The organism is Pseudoalteromonas sp. '520P1 No. 423' (genome assembly GCF_001269985.1).
In the GTDB taxonomy this organism is placed as follows: domain Bacteria; phylum Pseudomonadota; class Gammaproteobacteria; order Enterobacterales; family Alteromonadaceae; genus Pseudoalteromonas.
Genome location: NZ_BBZB01000001.1, coordinates 3,215,118 through 3,240,391 on the forward strand (window position 1 = coordinate 3,215,118; position 25,274 = coordinate 3,240,391).

Genomic DNA, 25,274 nt, shown 5'->3' on the forward strand with positions numbered 1-25,274 from the left:
ATTAATTCTCAAAAGTCTTAGTCATTAATCCTACAGATGGCACGCCTGCTTTTTTTAAGAAATCCATTAAGAGTAAGACCTCTTGATATGACACTCTACCGTCACCTTTTATCATTACAGGCGTTTTAGGATCTTTATCTAAAGCAAGTTTAACTTGCGCTGCGATATCTATGGCTTCCATTTCAGCTTCTGGATCTATGCCAATTGATGCGAAATATTTCCCATCAGCATTGATTGAAACAATTATCGGGGGCGCTTCTTTTGTTTCAACTAATTCAGACTCTTCCATTTTTGGTAAATCTACATCAACACCCTGTGTGATAGTGGCAGCTGTGGCCATAAAAATAATGAGTAATACCAACATAACATCTATGTAAGGTACTACGTTTATCTCAGCAACTGGACGACGTTTTTTTCTTTGATACATTAAGCATTAGTCTCATTTTTTGCTACAGCTTGACGGTGAAGAATATTAGAAAATTCTTCCATAAAGTTACCGTAGTTAGAATCAAGGATTTCTACTTTATGTGCAAAGCGATTATAAAAGACAACAGCAGGAATGGCTGCAAATAAACCCATAGCAGTTGCAATCAAAGCTTCTGCAATACCAGGCGCGACCATTTGTAAAGTGGCTTGTTTAACCGCACCCAATGAGATAAATGCATTCATTATCCCCCAAACAGTACCAAATAAACCGATATAAGGACTAATCGAACCAACCGTTGCTAAGAATGATAAATTAGCTTCAAGCTTTTCAGTTTCTCTCGATAAAGCGACACGCATAGATCTGTGTGTACCATCCATAATCGTACCTGCGGATGCCATGTTATTTTTTGATAATCTAGCAAATTCTTTAAAACCAGCACAAAATAAGCTTTCAAGACCTTCTAGAGAATTACTACGTGCTGACAGTTCATTGTATAACTTACTTAGATCACTGCCTGACCAAAATTTATCTTCAAATTTTTGAGAACTGATTTTTGCTTGCTTAAGTACTTTTTGACGTTGGAAAATCATAGTCCAAGACACAACTGACATTGCAACTAATGTAAGCATTACTAGTTGCACTAATGGACTTGCTTTAAGAATTAAATCGAAAAATGACAATTCAGATGACACGATATATTTTCCTCAATACTTTATAAAAATAGGGATTACGAATGATAGATTTACTTATTAGAGATATATAATTCAAATAGTTCATTCTATTTTCATTATTTCTATCATGCCCTATACAACAACCGCTCTAGTGTAACCAGTCAATAAAGCTGTGACAATCAATTTACCGTGAATTACAAAATATTCAGTTAAATAACAAACATATTTCAATTAAATACAAATTTTATTAAATTTATTTATTAATCGGTTATCGGTTTTATGCAAAAAAAATGCATAACAAGTAATTCCACTTATAAATAAGTTGTTAAAAACAAGAAAACTAATCGTTTAAAAATAAACCGAAATTTAAATAAAACATAAAAAACAGTGACATACAATAAATTAACAAATTATTAATCATGTATATACTCACAAAATAAGTATTCGACATTATTTTTTCTAATCCGAAAAATTAATTTTTCTAGTTTGAAGCCCGACCAGTTAAACTATATTATTCTTCCCGTACCTTGCTAAGACATGTAGAGCACTTCTCTACAGCACAGATACTTAATAATATGATGATTGATTTATTCGTATTATGAACTCATTTAAAGTGAAACTTTAGATAAACCCTGGATTCCCTTCCAACTTGTTGTTTTGCCCGCACACTGTGCGGGCTTTTTTTTGCCTAAAATTTAAGTGATACTATTAATTAAATTACTTATAGCCTTAGATAATCAACTATCTAGAAGGAATTGAGGTATAAAGTTTATAAGCAATAGCTTTTCTTGCCATACTAAAACTTGCTTAATAATTTCTGACATGTGGGGATATAAATAGAAAAGAGAACACCCTATCAAAACAACTTGAGAAAAGCTGGTAAAAGGAAATCGAAAATCCATTAACTTCATTGCAGTACCAAAAGAAGCTTTTATCTCGTTATTTTCAAGATCTACACTATAAGCTTCATCCAATATTAAATGTGTAATAGAGCCTAAAGCAATAAATAACCCAATCAATAATGCCATATTCAAAGATTGTAATAATAACAATGCGCCACAGATCCCAATCAAGCTAAACATTAAAACAGCAAAAATAGAATGTAAACTCCCTCTGTGAACCGTTAACTTTTCAAATATAGGTTTTATGAGCCAATGCGTCGCCAGGTAAACAGCTCCCGCCATTAACCAAAGTACAACAACCGATGATTGTGGTATCAATATGATAAAGCAAACAGTAAGAGTGACCCCTAATATGCTAAATAGCCAATCGATTGAATTTGAGTTATCAGCATCTAAATCTGGTAATAAACCTGAAAGTGCACCTATCATAAATAATATAATACTTTCAGATGCTGTTGCGATATGAGTATTAAGAACAATTGAGCTTAAAGCTGCACTTGTAAAAATACTCACTTTTAGATGAGTTGCAAAATTTGCCATTAACTTTCTTTATTGGCTACCGTTAAACCGAAATGTAGATAAGCTCGGTCGCTCACTATACGCCCTCTTGGCGTACGCTGAATAAACCCTTGCTGAATTAAATAAGGTTCGATGACATCTTCAATGGTTTCTTTTTCCTCACTAATTGCCGCAGCTAAGTTATCTAAACCAACAGGCCCACCCATAAATTTTTCTATGATCGCTAATAAATACTTTCGGTCCATAAAATCAAAACCTGATTTATCTACATCTACCATATCTAAAGCTTGTTGCGCAATTTCTAAGGTGACTGCACCATCACCTTTTACTTGTGCATAGTCTCTAACTCGGCGTAATAAACGATTAGCAATACGCGGCGTGCCTCGAGATCTCTGCGCTATCTCCATCGCACCTTGCTCATTCATAGGTAAATCTAAAAAATCAGCGGAACGATTAACAATTTTTGATAAGTCTTCAACAGAATAAAATTCCAGTCTTTGAACTATGCCAAATCGATCTCTTAAAGGTGATGTAAGAGAACCTGCACGAGTTGTTGCACCCACTAATGTAAAAGGCGGTAAATCAAGTTTAATTGAACGTGCAGCAGGTCCTTCACCTATCATAATATCTAGCTGGTAATCTTCCATTGCAGGATATAGAATTTCTTCAACTTGAGGGCTTAATCTGTGAATTTCATCAATAAAAAGGACATCATCTTCTTCTAAATTAGTTAAAAGTGCCGCTAAGTCGCCTGCTTTTTCAAGCACAGGGCCTGATGTAGTTTTTATATTTACATTTAACTCATTGGCAACGATGTTTGCTAAAGTGGTTTTACCTAACCCCGGTGGACCAAATATTAATAAGTGATCAAGCGGTTCAGATCTGGCTTTAGCCGCAGCAATAAAGATTTCCATCTGCTTTTTAACATGAGGCTGACCTGTGTAATCTGTTAATAATTTAGGCCTAATCGCCCTATCAACAACATCCTCATTACCTTGAATTTCAGGTTCTATCAGCCTATCTGCTTCTATCATTTTATTTGCTTCTACTGTTAACTATTTTATTAAGTATTAAATCATTGACTTTAAGGCGGCTTTTATCAGCTCTTCAGAACTTAAACCTTTACAATTTGAGCCTTTGGCTGCTTTTACTGACTTTTCTGCTTGAGTTTGTTTGTATCCTAACGTCATTAATGCAGCAATAGCATCATCTTCAGAAGTGTCAACAATTGGTGCACCTTGCATTTCAAGTACAATGCCATCTTCGTTTGTTGCATCTGTAAATGGTGTAAATAAATCCATGCCCCAATCTTTCAGTCTATCTTTCATCTCAAGCACTAAACGCTCAGCTGTTTTTTTACCTACACCAGGAATTTTAACTAAAGTTGACGCATCTTCATTTTGTACACATCTTACAAATTGCTCAGCTGACATGCCAGATAAAATAGCTAAACCCAGTTTTGGACCAACGCCATTGGCTTTTAATAACTCGCGAAATAATGCTCGCTCAATTTTATTATTAAAGCCATATAGTAATTGAGCATCCTCTCTCACCACAAAATGCGTATATACAGTTGCATTTTGTCCTTCTGACGGTAAATTATAAAAACTTGTCATTGGTAATTGTATTTCATAACCAATACCATTTACATCTAATAAAATTTCAGGCGGTAGTTTTTCTATTAATATTCCGCTCAATCGTCCTATCATTTTTTTACCTTTTTAATATTTTTTATCTAAGTCGTCCACGAACAACTTTTTTTGCTTGTCCTGACATTTTAATTAAATTCTGCTGAGAATGACCATGACACATAGCGATAGCTAATGCATCGGCTGCATCTGCTTGCGGTATGGCAGGGAGTTTTAAAATCGCTTTAACCATATGTTGTACTTGTTTTTTATCTGCTGAACCCGTTCCCACAACAGCTTGTTTTATCTGCCTAGCAGAATAATCAGTCACAGGTAAGTCAGCCATAGTAGCAGCAACAATCGCAGCCCCCCTTGCTTGGCCTAATTTTAAAGCTGAATCTGGGTTATGCGCTAAAAACACTTGCTCTATTGCAAAGGTATCAGGTTTAAATTGTTCTATCAGTTGAGTGACACCTTGGTAGATCATTTTCAAACGTTCAGGTATAGGTCCTCCCCCTAGACGAATACAACCACTGCCTAAATAAGTAAACCGACTACCTTTTTGTTCAATAACACCATATCCAGTTAATCGGGAGCCTGGATCTATCGCTAAAATGATTGCCAAGTGGATCCTAAATCTTTAATGCATATAATATTGGGGATAATGGCTTATAACTGTATAAATTACCAGTGTATTGTAATTTAAATATCATCTAGTTTATTTAAAGATAAAAAATCCCATTCATGGGATATTCTAAATTAGCACTATCCCACACATGGGACAACTAAATAAAAACCAACAATAAACACCATAAAACACAAAGGTAACAATAACTTAAATAAGTGGCACGCTACCTGCTCTATGAGATGAAAGTAATGAATATATTTTAAAATGGAGCCGCATTTTGGACATATCGATAGCAAAACAAAAAAAACCTAAATACACACAATTATTAATTTGGGGCTTAGCTTGTACAGTTGTCGCTACTGCAATGTATTATTTATGGTATTTAGCTCAGGCCGATTTTTCAGTAGATGCCAATGAAATTGTCACAGGTTCTGTTAAGCGTGGTGAATTTTCAGTATCAGTGAGAGGTTCAGGGATCTTAGTGCCAAGAAATATTCAATGGTTATCATCAAATGTAGAAGCTAGAGTTGAAAAAGTGATAGTCAAAGCAGGTAAGTCAGTTAAAAAAGGTGAATTAATAGTTCAACTGAGTAACCCACAACTTGAGCAGCTACTTGAAGAAACTAAATGGGAACTTGAAGCTAAAATAGCTGAAAGTAAAGCGGCTAAAGTAGAACAAGAAGCCTTATTATTAGACCAAAAATCATTAATGTTAGATGCCAAGTTAAATTATGAAAGCAGTAAATTAAAACAAGATGCGCAAGAGCAATTATATCAAAGTGGTTCTGGTGTGATCTCTAAAATTGATTACGAAAAAACGCGACTTGAAACAATACAATTAAGTCAGAGGTTAGATCTACAAACGGCTCGACTACAAAAAGTTCAACAGAACATCATAGTACAAAGTAATGCGCGACAAGCACGATTGAATAAAATGCAAAAAACATTAGAACGTGCACAACAGCAAGTTGATAGCTTAATGGTAGTGGCAACATTAGATAGTGTCGTTCAAGAAGTGCCAGTAGAAGCTGGTCAAAGAGTCAATATGGGCGGTAATATAGCTAAACTCGCCCGAAAAAATGATTTAATAGCCGAACTGAAAATACCTGAAATTCAAATTAGAGATGTCGCAATAGGTCAAAAAGTTATTATAGATACACGTAATAATAAGGTCTTTGGCACAGTTTCAAGAGTAGATCCCGCAGTAGTGAACGGCAGCGTACAAGTTGATGTCTCTTTTACTGATAATTTACCAAGTGATGCAAGACCAGATCTTACAGTCGATGGTGAAATTAAAATATCTTATATTGCCAACACTTTATTTATAGATAGGCCGTTATTTGCTCAAAGTCAAAGTACTTCTTCACTATACAAAGTCAGCAGTGATGGCAGATTCGCAGAGCAAATCACTGTGATGTTAGGTAAAGGTTCTATTAATCAAATAGAAATTTTAAATGGCCTAGCAGTAGGCGAAAGAATCATAGTGTCAGATCCAAGTAATTGGGACACACATAAAAAAATCAGAATAAATTAAGGGACATTATTATGAGCAATCCATTAATCAAATTAGAAAATATTGACAAAGTATTTTATACAGAAGACGTAGAAACACATGCATTAAGTAAAATAAGCTTAACAATCAATAAGGGAGAATACGTTTCTATCTCTGGCCCATCAGGGTGTGGTAAGTCAACTTTATTATCTTTATTAGGCTTATTAGATACCAACACAGGCGGTAAATATCAACTGGCAGAGCATGATGTGTCAAATATTTCAAAACAACAAAGAGCTAAAATTCGCAATACTGAAGTAGGATTTATCTTTCAATCATTTAACCTGATCAGTGATTTAGATGTTGAAGAAAATGTTGAGTTACCATTGACTTATCGTAATGACTTAAATAAAAATCAGCGTAAAGAGATGGTCAAAAATGCTCTGCTTCAAGTTGATATGGCGCATAGAGCAAAACATTTCCCATCTCAATTATCTGGTGGTCAACAACAAAGGGTTGCTGTTGCAAGAGCTATCGCAGGAAATCCCTCTATTATTCTAGCAGATGAGCCAACAGGTAACCTCGACTCTAAAAATGCAGCAGCGGTAATGGCATTATTAGATGAATTACATGCTAAAGGCGCAACAATTTGCATGGTAACCCATGACCCCCGTTCTGCAGAGCAGGCTAATAGAAACATTGAAATTTTAGATGGTCATTTGGTATCAGACCAAGTTAAGACCACTAAAGCTGCTTAGAGGAATATATTATGATATTTCAAGATTTTAAATATGCATTAAGATTATTAGCAAAAAAACCGGGATTTACAGCGCTCACAACTTTAGTGATGGCTGCAGGTATCGGTTTAAGCCTTTATATGTTCTCTTTCTTTAATACTATTCTTTTTAAAGATTTAGACTTTAAAGATGGTGAATCACTGGTAATGCTCAGTGCATCACATAATGGTTCTATCAGCTCCGATAAACTTAACCTTTTAGATTATCAAGAAATTAAAAAAAGCATAAAAGGATTATCTGAGTTTACAGGTTATAGCAATACCAACGTCACTGTGTCTGCAAGTGATGGTGCTAGACGGTATAGCGCAATTCTTACACTACCTAATTTCTTTAAAATTACACGTACTCAACCAGTTTTAGGACGAAGTTTTAATGCCAATGAAAGTCTGTTTGGCGCCAATAAAGTAGTCGTTATTGGTTACGATTTATGGCAAAACCTGTTTGCAGGTGATCCTGAAGTAACTGAGCAATCTTTAAATATAAATGGCAATAATCATCAGATCATAGGTGTAATGCCACAGGGTTATTTATTCCCAAATACAGCACAAATGTGGCTACCTATGATTGAAGATAAAACCAAATTAACTCGAATAGATACACCTAGTTTATTTGGTTTAGCACATATAGATACTCACACCTCACTAACTGAAATTGATCAGCAATTAGCTGTCATAATGAAACGTATTGAAAATAAGTACCCACAAACAAACTCAGCAACTTCAGCGTATGTTACTACAATACCAGGCTCAGGCGCCGGTGATGGTCAACCCGTTATTTATAACATGCATATTGTTGCGGTTTTAATTTTAGCATTAGCCTCGATAAACGTGGGTAACTTATTACTGTCACGTGCAGTTGAACGCTCAAAAGAAACTGCCATTCGTGTTGCTTTAGGTGCGCTAAGGTTTCGTCTGATCAGCCAAATGTTATGGGAAAGCATCATTATTTGTACTTTAGGTGGCGTCATTGGATTATTAATCGTTACTTGGGGACTAGAAGTGTCAGGCCCAATTACACAAACATTTTTTATTAACCCAACAGCTTTTTGGTGGAAATTTGCAATTGATGGCTACACAATCAAACTATTTTTAATTATTTTAATCATCACGATTGTCGTAACTGGCTTATTACCCGCATGGAAAAACTCAGGTAATGACTTTAACAGTGTATTACGCGATGGCACCCGAGGTGCACTTGGCAAAAAAGCAGGAAGACTCAATAAACTTTTAGTGATCAGTGAAATTTTTATATCAATGACCATTTTAATTGCAGCAAGTGTGATGATTTATGCCGCCCACCAGCAAAGTAACCTAGATATTGGTGCTGATACAGATAATATCCTTACAGCAAGAGTCCTGTTAGCTGATAAACAATATGATGATAAAAACAAACAAGTACAATTTGCTAAAACACTGGAATCTCGCTTAGAAAACAGTCCAGGTATCGGTGAGGTTATGATTGCAACAGCTTTACCTGGTGACTTCAGCACAGAAGAAAAGCTGATTTTACAAAGCAAAGAATACAGTAAAGATAACAATATCAGTTATCCAAAAGCTAACTATATTTCTATCATGCCAGATGCATTACAAAAACTTGGCGTTGATTTAAAAAGCGGTCGTTACTTTAATTCTAGTGACAATGGTTTAGATAAAAATACTGCATTAGTGACTCAAGAATTTGCGCATCAACATTTCAAAGATTCGAATGCAATTGGTCAACGCTTTCGGGTAGCACAAACTGATTCAGAACAAATGACTTGGATCACAATAGTCGGTATCGTCGAAAACACGATTCAAGGCAATCGTGAAGGTCGCGCGCAGCCATCTGTGTTTAGACCTTTGACACAATCCCCTAGACAACAACTTACGATTGCAATGCGTATGAAATCAAATATTAATGTAGCAACCTCAACATTACGTAAAACATTGCAATCAATAGATCCGCTATTACCTTCATATAAAATAGAAACTTATGAGCAGAGCAATGAACGTTTTACAGCACCGATTAAATTTATAAGTTCATTAACAGCATTGTTTGCACTTGCTGCTGTGATACTTGCTGCAAGTGGTATTTATGGTGTGATGTCCAATACCATTAACCAAAGAACCCAAGAAATAGGTATAAAACGTGCCTTAGGCGCTGATGAAAAAACCATAACAAAGGAGTTTTTAAAAGCAGGTGCAAAGCAACTTTTATGGGGTGGGATACCTGGCATTATTGCAGGCTGTGCTATGGGATATGCCATGTCACAACTATTTGGTAATAGCAGTGACTCTTTAATCATTATCTCGGTAACGATTATTAGCATAATAGGCAGTGTTGTTATGTTAGCAACTTATTTACCAACACAAAAAGCGTTAGAAATGGAACCTAGTGATGCACTACATCACGAATAATTAAATATAGGAAACAATAATGAATACATTTATAAAACTATCACTCACTTTACTTTCTATTAGTATTTTAAGTGGTTGTGTATTTATACACAGCAATGAAGATTCAAATAAAAATTGGCAACATGTTCAAAAGAAGAATAGAGAAGTTATTAGCCAACTGAGTTTAAATAGTACACGAACACAAATAGAGCACCAACTTGGTCTACCAAATTTCACAGAAGCATTTATGAAAAATGATCAAGAGTACCGTGTAAACTACTACCGTACATCGCGCCAGCACCATGATGATGTGACTTCTAAAGATGAAACTACCCCGCTTATTTTTAAAAATAATCAGTTAATTGGTTGGGGGCATGATGCTTTATTAAGAGTAAATCAATAGACATATAAATAACTTAAAAGTAACGTTTATCAAATAACGTTACTTTAATTTATTTTCAATTACTTAGAATTAAGACAGTATATACTAAGCTTATCAAAGGAATTATAAACATAAAAATGATGCAAAATATTTTACTGGTAGATGACGATAAAGATGTTTTAAGCGCTTTAAAAATGCTGTTAGTGTCTGAAGGTTTTAAAGTAATTCTTACCGAAACACCAAAATCGGCATTAGAGGCAATTAAAACTAACAGTTTTGATTTAGTATTAATGGATTTAAATTACTCTCTAGATACAACCTCAGGTGAAGAAGGCTTAGAACTCATTGCTTCTATTAGGAAGTGTGACGAGCATCTGCCCATAGTTGTGATGACTGGTTGGGCAACCATTGAAGTCGCTGTAAGCACAATGCAAAATGGCGCAAATGACTTTATTCAAAAACCTTGGGATATTGATAGGCTGATTGCCATAATAAATAATCAAATTAAACTCGCTAACAGTGAAAAGACCTCTCAAAAACTAAGTCAACAAAATCAGTTATTACAGCAACAAGTTGATAGTGAATTTAGTGGTGAGCTTATCGCTCAATCAGCTGAAATGAAAAAAACACTCACTATTATAAATCAAGTTGCTAAAAGTGAAGCTAGTGTTTTGTTAACGGGTGAAAATGGCACAGGTAAAAGCATGTTTGCACGTTATATTCATGCGCATTCAAATAGAAAAAATGCAAACCAAATCTCCGTTAATATGGGCGCAGTGACAGAAACATTATTTGAAAGTGAAATGTTTGGTCATACCAAAGGCGCTTTCACTGATGCCAAAACAACGCGTATTGGCAGGTTTGAACTCGCAGACAGTGGCACATTGTTTTTAGATGAAATAGCTAATACCCCCTATTCTCAGCAAGGTAAATTACTGAGAGTTTTAGAAGATAGTGAATTTGAAAAAGTAGGCGCTAATAAAACCCAATCTGTAGATATTAGGCTTATCAGCGCCACTAATGCGGATTTAAACCAAGCTGTAGACAATAACGCGTTTAGAAAAGATTTACTCTATAGAATAAATACCATTGCCATAGAAATCCCCCCTTTAAGAGCACGCAAAGAAGACATCATTTTATTAGCTGAGTCATTTTTATCTCAAATGGCGCTTAAGCATCATACACGTAAACTCATAATACATAAAACAGCACAACAGGCCTTATTGGATTATGATTGGCCTGGTAATATTAGAGAGCTAAATCATGTAATGGAACGGGCGCATATTCTTTGCCAAACAAATGAAATATCAGTTGATGATTTAGGTTTACCAAGCTCACAGAAAGCCCCTAATACAACTCACTCATTTGAAGAAGACCCTAATAATTTAGCAACGCTTGAAACTTTAGAGCTAAATATTATTGATAAAAGACTATCACTCTTTGATGGTAACGTGATTAAAGCTGCTAAATCTCTTGGTTTAAGTAGAAGCGCTTTTTACCGACGATTAGAAAAAATGTAGGTTTCAAATATCACAATGAAAAATAAAACCTCTTTTGAAAAGCAATTAACCCTATTATCTTTAATTGCATGTTTACCTGTATTTTTTTTATTAATTGTTATGATGGTGTACGCTGATATCTCTACGCCACTGGTATTATTAACGATATTATTGTTCAGTATTATTATCATTTTTTGTCATACTAGAATCCATCAAATTTCAGCCTATCAATTTCGCAGCATTTGCAACTTACTCGATGCCATGATCCAAGGAAATTACAGCTTAAGAGCTCGCACAAGTGAGGGGAATACAGCTTTAAATGAATTAGTCGATTCTGTAAACTTATTAGCAAAAAGGCTGACAAAACAAAGAACTGAATCTGTAGAAAGTCAGTTTTTGTTGCAAACAGTAATTAAACATATCGATGTGGCTACCATAGCAATGAATGAAAATAACGAACTTGCTTTCATTAATCCGGCAGCAGAGAAGTTATTGGGCTTATCAAGCAAATCTAAAGAAACAGCATCATTAAACCAGCTTGAACAATTAAAAGATTTTGAGCGTGGACAAACTAAAGTGATGAACCTCTCTTTTGATAAACAGCAAGGAAAGTTTAATGTGTATATGGAAGAGTTTAGAGAAGAAGGTAAGCAACATAAATTATTATTCCTAACCGATGTCAGCCAATTATTAAGAGTTGAAGAACGTAATGCATGGCAAAGTTTAGTAAGAGTGATCAGCCATGAAATAAATAACTCTCTGGCGCCTATAGCTTCAATCAGTGAAACATTAAAGCGTATGATGTCTAAACAACAAAACATTGAGCTACATAAAGAGAATTTAGTAGATGGGCTTTCGATTATTGCTCAACGGGCTAATAACTTAACTAACTTTGTGAACAGTTATAAACAAATAGCACATTTGCCTGAACCTAAAAAAACAAAAACCGACATCCATGAGCTGATAAATAAAATTATTCCACTGTATCAAAATAACAAGATAACGGTGTGTCCTAGTGAAAAAGTGTCACTCTTAATTGATCCGGTACAAATTGAACAAGTAATAATTAACCTAATTAAAAATGCAGTTGAAGCCGTTAATGCCACAAATAACAATGGCAAAATAGACGTAAGTTGGAAGTTAGATCATAAAAAGTTTCAACTTTTTATAAGCGACCAAGGGTGTGGTATTACTAATGAAAGTAACTTATTCGTGCCCTTTTACACCACAAAAAAACAAGGTTCTGGCATAGGGTTAGTACTGTGTAGACAGATTTTGGAAGTACATGGTGGTCAACTCAGTTTAAAAAATAAACCCAATGAAACCGGTTGCTTAGCGACTATTGATTTACCTGTTGAAGAATAGTTGTTCTAAGTTCGCCATAAAATTGCATGTTCAGGGATACAGCGCAATAATGCTCTGCGGTAATGTAAATTAAACATTATAAAAGCTAACGGCCCTAATAAACTCCCTATAATGAACCAACGCTTGGTTGGCATGCCCTTTTTAATTGCTCGAATATATAATGAAAGGGCGAAAAAAATACTTAGAAAAACGATCACAATAAGCCTCATAAACTGCTAATTACAGCTACTTCAATTAAAACAGAGCAAAAAACGAGCGCGGATCATACTCAAAAAACAAGTATAAAAAAAGGCTTTAAAAAATAAACTTTAAGTTTATTTTTTAAAGCCTTTTTAAAGCTTATCTAAAGGTTAGTAATAAGCTTGTTTACCTTCAGCCATATCTACAATTGGCTGACAAGGTTCAAAGTTTTGATTTAGCTGAGATAAAGAAGTTAGTCGTGATGCAAGCTCACTGGCACCTAACTTATCCATATAGCTAAATGGACCACCTAAGAAAGGCGGGAAACCAATACCAAAAATAGCACCGATATCACCATCTCTTGCACTGGCGATAATGCCTTCATCTAAACAGCGTGCAGCTTCATTTAACATTTGGCTCACACAGCGTTGTGCTATTTCTTCTTTATTTAATTTTGGTTCAAGCGTAATGCCTAAAAATTCATAAACGGATTCATCAACTTTTTTACCTTTAGACTTACCTGTGCCATAAGTATAAAAGCCAGAGCCAGTTTTACGCCCTAAACGTTTTGAATCAATCATTTTAGAGAATGCATCAGGTGCTTTAAATCGATCGCCTAGCTCTTTTTCTAAGATTGGCGCGATTTTAGACCCTATATCGATACCCACTTCATCTAATAAAGCCAAAGGTCCAACAGGGAAACCAAACTCAACTAAAGCTTCATCTATTTTATCAATTGGTTCGCCTGCTAATAATAAATTTGCAGCCTCATTTACATAAGGTGCTAAAATACGATTTACATAAAAACCTGCTTTGTCTTTAACTACAATAGGCGTTTTACCTTGGCGACGTGAATAGTTGACTACTTTTGAAATTGTCTCTTCACTGGTGTTTTCATGAGGAATAATTTCAACTAACGGCATTTTTTCAACAGGTGAAAAATAATGTAAACCCACTACATTTTCAGGTCTTTGTGCAGTTTGTGCTATTTGAGAAATAGGCAATGATGACGTATTACTGGCAAAAATAGTTTTTGCAGAACAATTTTCTTCAATCGCTGCAACCATATCTTGTTTTAGCTTTAAATCTTCAAATACAGCTTCAATTACCAGCTCTACATTTTTAAAACCGCTGTGATTAGTTGTGCCAGTGATACGGTTCATTTGCTGCTGTAAATCAGTTTTGGATATAAAACGACGTTTTTGCTTTTTATCTAAAATTTTAAAACTGTAATTTAACGCATTTGAAATGCCTTGCTCTGCCACATCTTTAATACGAACTTTACTGCCCGCTTTACACGCACTGACATGCGCAATACCTGCGCCCATTAATCCACCGCCTAATACAGCAATGCTATTAATTTTTTCGCCTGACTCATCTGCCCATTCTTTTTTCATTTCTGTCGTAGCAAAGAAAATTCCACGTAAAGATTTAGATACTTCGCTCATGCATAATGATGCAAAACCTTCAGCTTCAACAGAATATGCCGCTGACTTTTCCATCTCTACACTTGCACGCACCGCTTTGATAATTGCGATAGGCGCAGGGTAATGACCGCCGGTTTTCTTTTCTACATTTTCTTGGGCTTTCTTAAATATTAAGTTTCGACCAAAAGGATTTGACTCTAAAAGCTGGCTTAATTTATCTAATTTAGGTTTTACTGATTTAACTTTACCTTTTGCAATCCATTTAGCAGCAACATCAACTAACACTGCTTGTGGTACGCAATCATGAGCGAGGCCCGCTTTAACAGCTTGCTTAGCACGTACTTGTTTACCTGTTAGCATCCACTCTAGTGCTTTTTGAATACCCACTAATTTAGGCAATCTTTGTGTTCCACCACCACCTGGTAGTAAACCAAGTTGGACTTCTGGTAAGCCAAGTTTTGTTTTATCTGAGTTACTACAAATTCGATAGTCACACGCCATTGCAAACTCTAACCCACCACCTAGCGCTGCACCATGAATCGCTGCAACTGTTGGGAAAGGTAGTTTTTCAAGATCACTAAAACTTGTATGACATGTTTGTGATAAATATAACGCATCAGAATGTGACTCTGCGGCTTCTAACATTTTAATGTCTGCGCCAGCGATAAAGTTATCTGATTTACCACTGATAAATATCAAACCTTTAACTTGTGCATCAACTGCTTTGCTTATCACCTCGTTAAGTTCATCAACAAAGCTGGCACGTAGTGTATTCATTTTTTCGCCTGGCACATCAATCGTAACCAAGGCAATTTGTTGTTCATTTACTTCAAAACTAAATACAGAGTCTGTCATTTGCTTTTCACTCTCCATAACTATGCACTCTCAACAATAAATGCCGCACCTAAACCGCCTGCCGCACATGCTGTTGTTAAACCAATACCACCGCCTCGGCGTTTTAGCTCATTAAGTGTTTGTGTAATAAGTCTTGCACCGGTTGCTGCAAATGGATGACCATATGCAAGAGAACCACCATTTACATTGAATTTATCCATATCAATTTCACCAATTGCTTTAGATAAACCTAATTTTTCTTGTGCAAATTTGTCTGATGCAAACATTTTCATATTAGCTAATGTTTGCGCTGCAAATGCTTCATGCATTTCAATTAAATCTAAATCGGCTAATGTTAAACCCGCACGACGTAATGCAATAGGCGTTGAATGCGCTGGACCCATAAGCATATCGTCATAAACATCTATGGCACTAAATGCAAAGCTTTTTAAATAGCCTAACACTTCATAACCTAATGCTTTAGCTTTACTTTCACTCATCATCAGTACAGCAGCTGCACCATCAGTTAATGCTGTTGAGTTAGCAGCAGTTACTGAACCATGCTTTTTATCAAATGCAGGGCGTAATTTAGCATAACCTTCTAATACTGAGTTATGGCGAATACAGTTATCTTCGCTAATAAAGCCCTTATAAGGTGCAACATGTGCAGTCATTACTTCATCTGCAAATTTACCATCAGCCCAAGCTTTACTCGCTAAAGTATGAGAACGATGCGCCAATGCATCTTGATCTTCACGTTTAATCTCGTGAGTTTTTGCCATTTGCTCCGCTGTTTGACCCATAGAAAGGCCTGTTGAGTATTCAGCAACTGCTGGCGGAACTGGCATTAAATCTTTTAATCTTAATTTTGAGAATATTTTTAAGCGTTGCGATAAAGTACGCGCTTTATTTAAGTCAACTAAACTTCCCGCCAGTTTTTTACTTACGCCAATCGGTAAAACAGAAGAAGAATCAGCACCACCTGCAATACCAACATTAACAGTACCCGCCATGATAGATTCTGCGACGTTAGCTATTGCTTGAAAACTTGTAGCACATGCACGTGATACAGAATAAGCATCAACGCCTACAGGCATACCTGTGCCTAAAACAATTTCACGGGCAATATTAGGTGCTTCTGGCATTTGAACTACTTGTCCAAAAACCAGTTGATCGATTTCTTTTTTATCAAAGTTAAGACGCTCAAGCATCTCATTGACAACAAGCTTGCCCATATCAACTGCAGGTACATGATGAAAAGCACTTGCTTGTTTTGCAAAAGGTGTTCTAAGACCGCTTACAATAGCAATGCGATCTCCCTGGTGTGTTTTTAATTTTATTTGCCCAGTCATTTTTCTTCCTCGTTATACAGGTCTGACCTGTTAGTTATACCCTGATTCTAAACAAACTGCCTTTTTTTGCAAACACTTGTTGAAAATTAATTAACAAAGTAATAATAAAAGTAGTGTAAAAACATCAAATTTGCCCGCTAAATTAATGAAAAAAAAGTGTTATCACTGGGTAACACATTCAATACAAACGACAACAAACACTCACGCTTTATTGCTACTTATTAACCATGTAATCGGTAACAATTTCCGCAGATGAAAATTAAGATCCTTTGCAAAAGAGTGAGCATATTATGAAACTAGCACAATTTTTAAAAACTGAACTTGGCCGTGAATGGAATGCAAATAGTATTTCAGAAACAACTGAAGGCGCACTAAGCAAGCGTACTGCAAATAACTGGTATAACGGTGAAAAGCGTCCAATCTTAGATTTAGTTGTTGATGGATTAAAATACCGCAAAATGCAAGAACAAGTAAAAGCCGATTAGTATTATGACAAATGATGAAAAAGCAAAAGTTTTCATTACATTTACTCAATTTAAAAAGTGAATACTTAATAAAACAAGCTATTTGCCATGTTTTTTAGTCAAAAAGCTTGTTTTTAATAAAAATGAACCTTATAAATATCCCATAGTCTTAAACTGACAAATATGCCAATTTGGTAAAGGATTTATTGTCGCTATGGCCGTTGAAAAATTTAAACAATTACAAACTTATCTTAATACCCAAATTATTGGGCAAGAACGTCTTACTGATTCATTGTTAATTGGTATTTTAGCTGATGGACATTTATTAGTTGAAGGTCCTCCGGGACTTGCTAAAACTCGTGCAGTAAACGCATTATCAAAATGTGTTGAAGGGTCTTTTCAGCGTGTTCAATTTACTCCTGATTTATTACCTGCAGATATAACTGGTACTGATATTTATCGCCAGCAAACCAGTGAATTTGTTTTCGAAGCGGGTCCTTTATTTCACAATCTTATTTTAGCCGATGAAATAAATCGTTCTCCTGCAAAAGTACAATCTGCATTACTTGAAGCCATGGCGGAGCGCCAAATAACCGTAGGTAAAACAACTTACCCGTTATCTGATTTATTTTTAGTGATGGCTACCCAAAATCCACTAGAGCAAGAAGGCACTTACCCGTTACCTGAAGCACAGCTAGATAGATTTTTACTACATTTAAATATTGATTATCCAGGGGCTGAAACTGAACTCGAAATCTTACGTTTAACCCGTGGTGAAGCTTTATCTGAGCAACAAGCACCTGCCCCTCAAATATCTCAAGAGACTTTGTTTGAAGCACGCAAAGACGTTTTAAAGCTTCACTTATCAGAGCCACTTGAACAATACTTAGTACAGCTCATTATTGCGACGCGTCAACCAACAAAACTTGATGATACACTCGCAAACTGGCTTGAGTATGGTGCAAGTCCACGTGCCACTATTGCACTAGATAAATGTGCACGTGCACATGCTTGGCTGCAAGGTCGTGATTTTGTAACCCCTGAAGATATTCAAAGTGTTTTCCATAACGTATTACGTCATCGTATTATCTTAAGTTACGAAGCACAAGCTGATGGTATATCAAAAGATCAAGTACTTGACCGTATATTAGAACTTGTCGCCGTTCCATAAATAAGAGTAAGCAATGATAAATACAACTGAGCACTTGCAGTGGTTAAAAAGCTGTCAGGCCAATGGTGTTTCTCTTGATTTAAAAGAGCTTATCTATTACCGCGCAAAAGCGCGGTTATTGGATTTAACACCTCAAAGTCAAATTAAACATAAAATGGCTGGTCAATATTTAGCGCCTCAAAAAGGGCGTGGTATGGAGTTTGCTGAGGTAAGGCATTATCAACCTGGCGATGATATTCGTTCGATTGATTGGCGAGTAACTGCACGTACTGGCCAAACACATACTAAAATTTATCAAGAAGAAAAAGAACGTCCTGTTTTTATCTTTACTGATTTTAGCAATACCATGTTATTTGGTAGCCAATTGTTATTAAAATCTGTTCAAGCTGCACATTTAAGTACGTTAGTTGCTTGGTCTGCAAGTGAACGAGGTGATCGTGTTGGCGGCTTAGTCTTTAACCAAAATCAGCATTTAGAATTAAAGCCAAGTTCAGGTAGCAAAGCCGTATTAAAGCTAACGCATAATTTAATTACCAATCACCAAGAAGCACTAAAAATCCATGGTTCAGATTCAGTTCAAAACATTAATTGTTTTAGTGAAAACCTTAAACGATTAAATCAAATAGCAAAACCTGGCAGTTTGATTTATTTAATATCTGATTTTTGTCATTTAGGTACCGAGCAACAAAGTAATGAAGCGTTAAAACAATTACAGTTATTATCTCGCCACTGTGAACTTGTGGCGTGTCATATATCAGATCCCTTTGAAACACATTTACCAGATCATAATAGTGTGATTAAAGTGGATACCGGTAATACGCAATCAAGTTTGCCACTGATGAATAAATCATTTAGAAAGCAATTTAATAATCAAGCACAACAAACTTTAAATAACCGAATTGAAATGTTGAAAAAATCTGGATTACATATATTTTCATTTTCAAGCGCGACCCCTATAGAACAACAAATTTTAGGGAAGGCTTAATCATGGCTGATGCAAATACCCCCACTTCTCCATTAGAACAATTACATGATGTCATTGTTGTTGAACAGGTTTCGGCTTGGCCACCTGCGCCTATTTGGTATATGGCTTTAATTCTTACACTGGGGCTTTTAACTGCTTTATTTATCTATTTAAAAAAACAAAGACAATACAAAAAAGCAAAAAAAGAAGCGGTTAATTTGGCGAATAGTTTAATGAGTAACGAAGGCAACTTAGATATAACGCATTTAAACGAATTACAACATATTTTAAAACGCTTAGCTAAGCACTATTATGGTGCACAAACAGCAGCATTAAGCGGTAAAAGCTGGGCGAAATTTGTAAATAGTAGCTGCAATACTCAATGTGAAAGTTCAGCGTTTAACCTGCTTTATCAGGCTAAACTCTCCGATGAGCAAATATCAGACTTAAAGTCTTTACTGCTCAGTGCAATAAAAAAAATGAACATAAGTAAAAGTCATATCAATCTCATTAAAGGAAGCTTTTAATGTTTGAAGTAAGCTGGCCTTGGGTATTTTTAGCATTACCCCTCCCCTATTTATTAAAAAGATTTAATAAGCGTGCTGCTAATATCCCAACGCTTAAAATACCAAGTTTTGAGCATAATCCGCTATTAACGGGTCATAATGAACAAAAGGCACAAAAAGTCTCATTAATGCATTGGCTATTTTGGATCTGTTTATGCTGCGCCTTATCAAACCCTAAATGGTTAGGTGAACCTATTAGCCTACCAAATGAAGGTCGAGACATCATGCTAGCGGTAGATTTATCGGGTTCGATGAAAGAGCAAGATATGGAATACCAAGGCCAGTATGTTGATAGGCTCACTATGGTAAAAGCAGTACTAAAAAGCTTTATAGAGCAACGCCAAGGCGATAGATTAGGTTTAATTTTATTTGCTGACACTGCATTTTTACAAACCCCGCTTACCAGAGATTTAAATACAGTTAGCCAAATGCTTGCAGAGTCACAAATCGGTTTAGTCGGTCGTGCAACAGCTATAGGCGACGCTCTGGGTTTATCAGTTAAGCGTTTTTCACAGAAAAAAGATAGTAACCGAATTTTAGTTTTACTCACCGATGGACAAAATACCGCTGGTAACTTATCTCCAGAAGAAGCTTTATTACTCGCTCGGGAAGAAGGCATAAAAGTCTATACCGTAGGTGTTGCTGGTGATGGTGGTAATAACCGTTTTGGTTTATTTGGTATGAATACACTCTCATCAGGTTCAGGTTTAGATGAAAAACTGTTAACTGATATCGCAGAACAAACTGGAGGGCTTTATTTCAGAGCAAAAGATGTAGCTGGATTACAGCGTATCTATCAAGAGCTTGATACCTTAGAGCCGATAGCCAATGATGTGCAAACGTTTAGACCGCAAACTGCGTTATTTTATTATCCGCTATTAATCGCTTTATTTTTATTATTAATAGCTGGTATTAAACCTTGGTTTAATTATAAAAAAACAACCATAAATGGAGAACGCACCTAATGGACTTCAATATAATGGAATTTAAATTTTTAAGACCTGAACTTTTATGGCTTTATATACCTGCTTGTATATTAATTACCTTAATCTTATTTCAAAAACAAAAACATAAAGGTTCACAAACCGTAATTGCATCACACTTAGCACAGTTCATTATGTCTGATGGTAAAAAACAAACTAAACCCAGCTCAATTTGGTTAGTGTTATTTTTATTAATTAGTGTATTAGCTGCCGCAGGTCCTAGCTGGCAAAAACACAGTGTGCCTGTATATCAAGCAAAACATGCCCGTGTAATTGTCATGGATATGTCGTCTTCTATGTACAGCGAAGATATAAAACCAAATAGATTGAGCCAGGCACGATTTAAAACTTTAGATATGGTTGAGCTATTTAAAGAAGGTGAAACAGCTTTAATTGCTTATGCAGGCAGCGCTTTTACGATATCTCCATTGACAAGCGACGCCCAAACACTGACTAATTTAATACCCAGTTTAAGCCCAGAAATCATGCCAGAAAAAGGCTCTAATGTACTAGCTGCACTCGTACTTGCAAAAGAGCTATTACAACAAGCCGGTTATTTAAATGGCGATATTATTTTAGTGACCGATGGTATTGATAGTGAAGATATGAGCGATGTTTCTGACTTTGTGGCTGATATGGATTACAAACTTAATATTTATGCGATAGCCACCGAGCAAGGTGCACCAATAAAGTTACCTCAAGCTGGATTTTTAAAAGATCAATATGGTCAAATTGTAATACCTAAAGCTAATTTTTCCGCTTTAAATAATATCACTAAACAAGGTTCTGGTGTGTTTTCTAATTATCAGACAAATAATTCAGATATCGCAATATTCAATAGCACTTTATCTGCTGATGATTTACAACAGCAACTTGTTGAACAAGAAGAACAAACATTATGGCGTATAGACGGTGGGGTTTATTTAACACTGCTACTGTTACCTATCGCTTTATTGATGCTACGTCAAAACAGTGCCTTATTTATCTTACCTTTAGTTTTGATCAGTATGCCCTCGAAAAATGCGTATGCATTAAGTTTTGATGATGTTTGGCAATCAATATCACAAAACCAAGATCAAAAAGCATTAAACGCATATAAAAATCAAGATTATAAAAGCGCAACGGATACCAAGCTTAAAGATATTAAAGGTGCGGCACATTATAAAGAAAGTAACTTTGAAGCTGCATTGTCTGAGTTTGAGCAAGATACCAGCGACAAAGGCCTTTATAACCAAGCTAATACATTGGCACATTTAGGTAAGTATAAAGAAGCAATAGATAAATATGAGCAAGCTTTATCTCTTAATCCAGATTTTTCACAGGCAAAAGATAACCTAGAAATTGTTAAGCAGCTTGAGCAACAAGAACAGCAAAAACAACAAAAACAACAAAAACAACAAGGCGATGATAAAAACCAAGACGGCGATCAATCTAAAAAAGATGATCAGCAAAATGAAGGTGATAAATCAGAGCAAAATAAAGATCAACAAGGCGATGAACAAGAAGATCAGCAAAACGGTGAGAAGCAAGATCAACAAAGTTCTGATGAGCAAGATTCTGACAAACAATCAGATGAATCTCAAGAAAGTAGCGCCGATACAAAAGGATCTGATCAAGAAAACAAACCTGAACTAGACGAGCAATCACAAGAAGCAAAAGAGCAAGAAGCCCAGCAATCTGAGGAAGAAAAACAAGCTCAGCAGCAAGCGCAACAAGCAGCTCAACAATCGGCACAAGAACAAGCAGAAAAAAACCAAGAAGAAATGTTGATGCGAGAGGTTGCTGAACTTAGCAACGAGGAAAAAGAACAAGCGCAGCAGTTAAACCAAATTCTTAGAAAAGTACCTGATGATCCGGCTACTTTATTACGCAATAAAATGAGACTTGAGTATCAAAATAGACTCAGACAAAGAACACCTCAAGGAGTACAAAAATCATGGTAAGAAGTTTTACATTACTGTGCCTTTTAGTTTTAGCATTACCAAGCTTCGCTTTAACCGAGCTTACAGCAAGTGTCGATAAAAACCCCGTTCTACAAGGGGAATACTTTGTGTTATCTATAGGTGCCGATAATACAGTTCAAGGCTCACAACCCGATACAGCCGCTTTACTTAAAGATTTTATTGTTGGACCAACAAGTGTTAGTAGCCAAACCAGTATTATTAATGGTTCAGTTACAAGAAAAACAGTTTGGAAAACTGAGCTTATGTCTCGTAAATCAGGCGTGTTTCAAATTCCTGCGTTTGAGCTAAATGGCATAAAATCACAACCATTTAAATTAGAAGTAAAAGCCAGAGAAGCACAAAGCAGTAATAATAAAGATATATTTATTAAAACAAGCCTAACGCCTAGCACTTTATATGTGCAACAAGCAGGTGTTTATAACGTTAAGCTATATCTTGCTAAAGATTTAAGTGAAGGCAGTTTAACAACACCTGAGCTTGAAAATGCTCAAATATCACAACTAGGTAAACAAGTTGAATCAAATGAAATCATAGAAGGTAAACGCTATTTAGTTGTTAGTCGAGATTATCTTGTTCAGCCACAAAAAAGTGGAGAATTTACTATTGAAGCACCCGCATTTAATGGTCGTATAAGACAAAACTATCGCTCAATTGCAGTCTCTGCCATTGGAGAAGATACCCACCTAACAGTAAAACCTATTGTAGATAACTATCAAGGCAATTGGCTGCCAAGTGAACTAGTTACTTTACACGAAGAGTTCCAACCAGATAATATGAGTGTAGAGGTAGGTACACCGATTACCCGCACTATCACACTTACTGCGGTTGGTATTACTAAAGAGCAACTTCCTGAAATAAAATTAACCAAATTAGATGGCATTAAAAGTTATCCTGACCAAGCAGAAAATAAAAATGTAGTAAGAGATGGTAGAATCATTTCACAGCGCATTGAGTCTTTTGCCTTATTACCACAAAAACCAGGAAACTATACTTTACCTGAAGTTAAAATTCCTTGGTTTAATACCGTAGTAAATAAAGTTGAATTCGCAACATTGCCTGCTAAACAAATCACAGTTACAGGCTCAGCGCTGACAACTCAAGCGCCTATCGTTTCAAATACAACTACTAACAGCGATAATCAAGCTAATGTATCTTCAGATTCAACTACACCTACAATTATCACTCAAGTTGAACCGGCTTCATTTTGGATCACAGTATTAGGTTATGCTCTGTGGGTTATGACACTTATCACTTTAATTATTTTTACGGTTCGAAACAAAAATAAAGTATTGATAAATACAGAAGAAAAACTTCAAGATAAAGCAAAAATGAATATTAAAGATGCTTTATCAAATCTAAAAATCGCAGCAAAACAAAGTGATTTAAAAGGTTTTAATCAAGCTTTAAATACTTTTAGTAAAATTAAATGTAATAGTGAACAAGCAAAAAGTTCACATTTAATCAATTTATATCAAAATGATGAGCTAACGGCACAAATCCATAACTTACAAAAAAGCCTATATTCACAAGGTGCTGGTAATGTCGATTTAAATAAAATCATTTCTCTTTTACAACAGCCAGTAAAAGCGAAAAAAGGTGCTAAGGAAACTTTAGAAACACTTTATTAAATCATTTAATTCAGATCTTAAGAACCGGTTACTTAAAACCGGTTCTCCTTTATTAACACTCTTACTTCTCCCCCCATATTGAAATTATTGATTTTAAATGTAAAAATATCTAATCAAATCGTCGCTTAAAGGAGTAAACATGCGAATTTTCTTATTTATTTTAATCATTACCAGTTGTAGTACTTATGCCGGAGTAACACCTTGGCTTGATTTTGAGCTAGATAATGGTCATATAAAAATTCCTGTTACTGTAAGTGGTATTGAAGCCAAAGCCATTTTAGACTCTGGCTCACAAGTTAATGCAATTAACCAAAGCTTTATAAATAAAAACAAATTAAAATATGGCTCGGGCCAAAAAATCATAATCAAAGGCGTTTACGGCCAAGAAAAAAAACCTACCTATAACAATGTTCCTACAGAATTATTTGGTACGCAATTTGATTTGGATAGTCTGGTTTCCATGCGCCTAGGAAAGGCAAGTAATGCATTATTAATCGGCGCTGGTTTTTTTGATAAATTTATTGTGCAAATTGATTACCCCAATAAAAAAATGCGTTTACTTACCCGAGATGCGGTTGATTTGAAAAAGTTAAAAAATATTCAAATGAAAGCCCACAAAGGGACTGGTATGCCAATCGTTAAAGTTAATCTTAACAACGAAAAAAATGTTTGGCTATTACTTGATACAGGCAATAGTGGTGGATTATTTTTAAAGCGCTCTATTGCAACTGGAAGTGGATGGTTAGAAAAGTTTTCAGTTGAGGGTTCTGTTGCTATGGGTGCTAACACTTTTGGAATTAACGAAACCTTTCACCTTCCTAGCCTAAAGTTTGGCCCTTTTGAGCTTGAAAATATCTTAACTAGCGTACCTGCTGAAGGTCAAAAAACACAAAGTTTTTCTTCAAGTAGCGGCTCTTTAAGTCGAATAAAAGGAAAAAATATAAAGGGTTTGCTTGGTTATGATATTTTAAAACATTTCCTGATCACTTTAGATTATAAAGGTGGCAGAATGCATATTGGTCTGCCGCAATAAAGTTTGCACTCATATCTAAATAT

General features: G+C 35.5%; 22 protein-coding genes. 14 read left to right on the forward strand and 8 right to left on the reverse strand.

Features of this window, described 5'->3' with window-relative positions; genetic code table 11:
- Nucleotide 1 precedes the first annotated feature (1 nt).
- The 6 genes from tolR to ruvC all read right to left on the reverse strand — a co-directional run bounded on the left by tolR (nucleotide 2) and on the right by ruvC (nucleotide 4,772).
- Complete coding sequence (gene tolR, locus PSA_RS14750; RefSeq protein WP_042142426.1) at nucleotides 2-427, reverse strand: protein TolR; 426 nt, start codon at nucleotides 425-427, stop codon at nucleotides 2-4.
- Nucleotides 427-1,119, reverse strand: coding sequence for a protein TolQ (gene tolQ, locus PSA_RS14755; RefSeq protein ID WP_042142428.1), 693 nt, complete (start codon nucleotides 1,117-1,119; stop codon nucleotides 427-429). The genes tolR and tolQ overlap by 1 nt, the downstream gene beginning before the upstream one ends.
- A gap of 716 nt (nucleotides 1,120-1,835) precedes the next feature.
- A complete protein-coding gene (locus tag PSA_RS14760) occupies nucleotides 1,836-2,540 on the reverse strand; it encodes a metal-dependent hydrolase (RefSeq protein WP_042142430.1) in 705 nt (234 codons plus the stop codon).
- Entirely contained in the window at nucleotides 2,540-3,553 is a 1,014-nt protein-coding gene (gene ruvB / locus PSA_RS14765; RefSeq protein ID WP_042142432.1) for a Holliday junction branch migration DNA helicase RuvB, read from the reverse strand. The genes PSA_RS14760 and ruvB overlap by 1 nt, the downstream gene beginning before the upstream one ends.
- 36 nt (nucleotides 3,554-3,589) lie before the next feature.
- On the reverse strand, nucleotides 3,590-4,228 hold the full coding sequence (gene ruvA / locus PSA_RS14770) for a Holliday junction branch migration protein RuvA (RefSeq protein WP_042142434.1): 639 nt from the start codon (nucleotides 4,226-4,228) through the stop codon (nucleotides 3,590-3,592).
- Nucleotides 4,229-4,250: 22 nt separating this feature from the next.
- Nucleotides 4,251-4,772: a crossover junction endodeoxyribonuclease RuvC gene (gene ruvC, locus PSA_RS14775; RefSeq protein WP_042142436.1), complete on the reverse strand. Its 522-nt coding sequence runs from the start codon at nucleotides 4,770-4,772 to the stop codon at nucleotides 4,251-4,253.
- Nucleotides 4,773-5,052: 280 nt separating this feature from the next.
- Here ruvC and PSA_RS14780 point away from each other — a divergent pair, with 280 nt between their 5' ends.
- The 6 genes from PSA_RS14780 (at nucleotide 5,053) to PSA_RS14805 (ending at nucleotide 12,685) form a co-directional block, all read left to right on the forward strand.
- Nucleotides 5,053-6,309, forward strand: coding sequence for an efflux RND transporter periplasmic adaptor subunit (locus tag PSA_RS14780; RefSeq protein WP_042142438.1), 1,257 nt, complete (start codon nucleotides 5,053-5,055; stop codon nucleotides 6,307-6,309).
- Nucleotides 6,310-6,320: 11 nt separating this feature from the next.
- Nucleotides 6,321-7,025 (forward strand): ABC transporter ATP-binding protein, encoded by a 705-nt coding sequence (locus PSA_RS14785; RefSeq protein WP_042142440.1) that lies wholly within the window; start codon nucleotides 6,321-6,323, stop codon nucleotides 7,023-7,025.
- An 11-nt stretch (nucleotides 7,026-7,036) separates the two neighbouring features.
- The gene (locus PSA_RS14790) at nucleotides 7,037-9,460 is read left to right on the forward strand and encodes an ADOP family duplicated permease (RefSeq protein ID WP_052379799.1); all 2,424 of its coding nucleotides are present in this window, start codon (nucleotides 7,037-7,039) and stop codon (nucleotides 9,458-9,460) included.
- A 19-nt stretch (nucleotides 9,461-9,479) separates the two neighbouring features.
- Nucleotides 9,480-9,842, forward strand: a complete 363-nt coding sequence (locus PSA_RS14795) for a DUF3192 domain-containing protein (protein WP_042142444.1) — start codon at nucleotides 9,480-9,482, stop codon at nucleotides 9,840-9,842.
- Between the two features lie 116 nt (nucleotides 9,843-9,958).
- Nucleotides 9,959-11,341: a sigma-54 dependent transcriptional regulator gene (locus PSA_RS14800; RefSeq protein ID WP_042142446.1), complete on the forward strand. Its 1,383-nt coding sequence runs from the start codon at nucleotides 9,959-9,961 to the stop codon at nucleotides 11,339-11,341.
- A gap of 15 nt (nucleotides 11,342-11,356) precedes the next feature.
- The gene (locus tag PSA_RS14805; protein WP_042142448.1) at nucleotides 11,357-12,685 is read left to right on the forward strand and encodes a PAS domain-containing sensor histidine kinase; all 1,329 of its coding nucleotides are present in this window, start codon (nucleotides 11,357-11,359) and stop codon (nucleotides 12,683-12,685) included.
- Between the two features lie 350 nt (nucleotides 12,686-13,035).
- On the opposite strand, the gene fadJ is transcribed toward PSA_RS14805, so the two are convergent.
- Complete coding sequence (fadJ, locus tag PSA_RS14810; RefSeq protein ID WP_042142587.1) at nucleotides 13,036-15,147, reverse strand: fatty acid oxidation complex subunit alpha FadJ; 2,112 nt, start codon at nucleotides 15,145-15,147, stop codon at nucleotides 13,036-13,038.
- A gap of 20 nt (nucleotides 15,148-15,167) precedes the next feature.
- Nucleotides 15,168-16,478, reverse strand: coding sequence for an acetyl-CoA C-acyltransferase FadI (gene fadI / locus PSA_RS14815; protein WP_042142450.1), 1,311 nt, complete (start codon nucleotides 16,476-16,478; stop codon nucleotides 15,168-15,170).
- A gap of 290 nt (nucleotides 16,479-16,768) precedes the next feature.
- On the opposite strand from fadI, the gene PSA_RS14820 reads away from it, so the two are divergent.
- From PSA_RS14820 to PSA_RS14855, 8 genes are all read left to right on the forward strand, one after another.
- Entirely contained in the window at nucleotides 16,769-16,963 is a 195-nt protein-coding gene (locus tag PSA_RS14820) for a hypothetical protein (protein ID WP_042142452.1), read from the forward strand.
- 193 nt (nucleotides 16,964-17,156) lie between these two features.
- Entirely contained in the window at nucleotides 17,157-18,113 is a 957-nt protein-coding gene (locus PSA_RS14825) for a MoxR family ATPase (RefSeq protein WP_042142454.1), read from the forward strand.
- 13 nt (nucleotides 18,114-18,126) lie between these two features.
- Complete coding sequence (locus PSA_RS14830; RefSeq protein ID WP_042142457.1) at nucleotides 18,127-19,098, forward strand: DUF58 domain-containing protein; 972 nt, start codon at nucleotides 18,127-18,129, stop codon at nucleotides 19,096-19,098.
- A 2-nt stretch (nucleotides 19,099-19,100) separates the two neighbouring features.
- Complete coding sequence (locus tag PSA_RS14835; protein ID WP_052379800.1) at nucleotides 19,101-19,604, forward strand: DUF4381 domain-containing protein; 504 nt, start codon at nucleotides 19,101-19,103, stop codon at nucleotides 19,602-19,604.
- Nucleotides 19,604-20,608 carry a VWA domain-containing protein gene (locus PSA_RS14840; protein WP_042142459.1) on the forward strand — a complete coding sequence of 335 codons (1,005 nt, stop codon included), beginning with the start codon at nucleotides 19,604-19,606 and terminating at the stop codon, nucleotides 20,606-20,608. The genes PSA_RS14835 and PSA_RS14840 overlap by 1 nt, the downstream gene beginning before the upstream one ends.
- Before the next feature lie 14 nt (nucleotides 20,609-20,622).
- Complete coding sequence (locus tag PSA_RS14845; protein ID WP_042142591.1) at nucleotides 20,623-22,569, forward strand: VWA domain-containing protein; 1,947 nt, start codon at nucleotides 20,623-20,625, stop codon at nucleotides 22,567-22,569.
- Nucleotides 22,563-24,218, forward strand: coding sequence for a BatD family protein (locus tag PSA_RS14850; RefSeq protein WP_231665267.1), 1,656 nt, complete (start codon nucleotides 22,563-22,565; stop codon nucleotides 24,216-24,218). Before PSA_RS14845 ends, PSA_RS14850 begins: the two co-directional genes overlap by 7 nt.
- 139 nt (nucleotides 24,219-24,357) lie before the next feature.
- Entirely contained in the window at nucleotides 24,358-25,251 is an 894-nt protein-coding gene (locus PSA_RS14855) for an aspartyl protease family protein (protein WP_042142463.1), read from the forward strand.
- Nucleotides 25,252-25,274 lie beyond the last annotated feature (23 nt).

What these genes read in the sequence shown, in the direction of transcription:
- PSA_RS14840 (WP_042142459.1), top strand. Translation starts at nt 19,604, where the DNA reads ATGTTTGAAGTAAGCTGGCCTTGGGTATTTTTAGCATTACCCCTCCCC.
- PSA_RS14785 (WP_042142440.1), top strand. Translation starts at nt 6,321, where the DNA reads ATGAGCAATCCATTAATCAAATTAGAAAATATTGACAAAGTATTTTAT.
- PSA_RS14820 (WP_042142452.1), top strand. Translation starts at nt 16,769, where the DNA reads ATGAAACTAGCACAATTTTTAAAAACTGAACTTGGCCGTGAATGGAAT.
- PSA_RS14800 (WP_042142446.1), top strand. Translation starts at nt 9,959, where the DNA reads ATGATGCAAAATATTTTACTGGTAGATGACGATAAAGATGTTTTAAGC.
- PSA_RS14790 (WP_052379799.1), top strand. Translation starts at nt 7,037, where the DNA reads ATGATATTTCAAGATTTTAAATATGCATTAAGATTATTAGCAAAAAAA.
- PSA_RS14850 (WP_231665267.1), top strand. Translation starts at nt 22,563, where the DNA reads ATGGTAAGAAGTTTTACATTACTGTGCCTTTTAGTTTTAGCATTACCA.
- tolR (WP_042142426.1), bottom strand. Translation starts at nt 427, where the DNA reads ATGTATCAAAGAAAAAAACGTCGTCCAGTTGCTGAGATAAACGTAGTA.
- fadJ (WP_042142587.1), bottom strand. Translation starts at nt 15,147, where the DNA reads ATGACAGACTCTGTATTTAGTTTTGAAGTAAATGAACAACAAATTGCC.
- PSA_RS14855 (WP_042142463.1), top strand. Translation starts at nt 24,358, where the DNA reads ATGCGAATTTTCTTATTTATTTTAATCATTACCAGTTGTAGTACTTAT.
- PSA_RS14805 (WP_042142448.1), top strand. Translation starts at nt 11,357, where the DNA reads ATGAAAAATAAAACCTCTTTTGAAAAGCAATTAACCCTATTATCTTTA.
- PSA_RS14760 (WP_042142430.1), bottom strand. Translation starts at nt 2,540, where the DNA reads ATGGCAAATTTTGCAACTCATCTAAAAGTGAGTATTTTTACAAGTGCA.
- PSA_RS14825 (WP_042142454.1), top strand. Translation starts at nt 17,157, where the DNA reads ATGGCCGTTGAAAAATTTAAACAATTACAAACTTATCTTAATACCCAA.
- PSA_RS14845 (WP_042142591.1), top strand. Translation starts at nt 20,623, where the DNA reads ATGGAATTTAAATTTTTAAGACCTGAACTTTTATGGCTTTATATACCT.
- PSA_RS14835 (WP_052379800.1), top strand. Translation starts at nt 19,101, where the DNA reads ATGGCTGATGCAAATACCCCCACTTCTCCATTAGAACAATTACATGAT.
- ruvA (WP_042142434.1), bottom strand. Translation starts at nt 4,228, where the DNA reads ATGATAGGACGATTGAGCGGAATATTAATAGAAAAACTACCGCCTGAA.
- PSA_RS14795 (WP_042142444.1), top strand. Translation starts at nt 9,480, where the DNA reads ATGAATACATTTATAAAACTATCACTCACTTTACTTTCTATTAGTATT.
- ruvB (WP_042142432.1), bottom strand. Translation starts at nt 3,553, where the DNA reads ATGATAGAAGCAGATAGGCTGATAGAACCTGAAATTCAAGGTAATGAG.
- fadI (WP_042142450.1), bottom strand. Translation starts at nt 16,478, where the DNA reads ATGACTGGGCAAATAAAATTAAAAACACACCAGGGAGATCGCATTGCT.
- PSA_RS14830 (WP_042142457.1), top strand. Translation starts at nt 18,127, where the DNA reads ATGATAAATACAACTGAGCACTTGCAGTGGTTAAAAAGCTGTCAGGCC.